Annotated in this window: 1 protein-coding gene; it reads right to left on the bottom strand. The window is 52.8% G+C overall.

Annotated elements, in window-relative coordinates:
• Positions 1-269: ATP-binding protein (locus ACODJP_RS14095; RefSeq protein ID WP_422482572.1), on the bottom strand; the 269-nt coding region annotated here is incomplete at both ends.

Below are 269 nucleotides of genomic sequence, written 5' to 3'. Positions count from 1 at the left end.
ATGACCTTTTCATAGCGAGACTCCGTCTGCATCCCAATTTCATCGATCACCAGCAGGTCGACCATGCTGAGGTCGTTAAGCAACTGTTCTTCGCTCGTTTCCCGGTTGCCGAAGGTATCTTTCATCGCCGACATAATATCGGCCACGGTGATGATTAAGACCGACTTCCCGCGCAGCAGCAGCTCGTTGCAAATGGCTGCCGCCAGGTGGTTTTTGCCAGTGCCCGGTTTACCGGAGAAGATAAAGCTGGCGATATTGCCATCGAACTC

Origin of the sequence: Pleomorphochaeta sp. DL1XJH-081 (assembly GCF_049310885.1) — a bacterium.
Lineage (GTDB): Bacteria > Spirochaetota > Spirochaetia > Sphaerochaetales > Sphaerochaetaceae > CAYZJV01.
The sequence above is the reverse complement of the archived record's forward strand: the minus strand, read 5'-3'. Positions and strand labels throughout refer to the sequence as shown.